We start from the raw sequence: 248 nt of genomic DNA, 5'->3' as shown, positions 1-248 counted from the left end.
GTGAACGAGAATGCGCCGAGGGCAATGGTCGCCGGGATCAGGCGTTTGGGAATATTGCTTTGGCGGAACATCTCCGCTGCAAACGGGTAAACAGCGAAGACGACGACGAACAACGACACGCCGCCATAAGTCAGCAGGGCGCAGACCAGCACGATCACCAGCATCGCTTGTTTAGTCCCGAGCAAGCGAATCGCAGCGGCGACGATCGAGCGCGAGAAACCGGACAGTTCGATGAGCTTGCCGAACAC

Annotated in this window: 1 pseudogene; it reads right to left on the bottom strand. The window is 58.5% G+C overall.

The features are described 5' to 3' along the window. Window positions 1–248: pseudogene (locus AAEY83_RS17520) on the bottom strand (GntP family permease); the annotation flags it as partial.

The organism is Psychrobacter sp. TB20-MNA-CIBAN-0197 (assembly GCF_040309765.1).
GTDB lineage: Bacteria > Pseudomonadota > Gammaproteobacteria > Pseudomonadales > Moraxellaceae > Psychrobacter > Psychrobacter submarinus.
The sequence above is the reverse complement of the archived record's forward strand: the minus strand, read 5'-3'. Positions and strand labels throughout refer to the sequence as shown.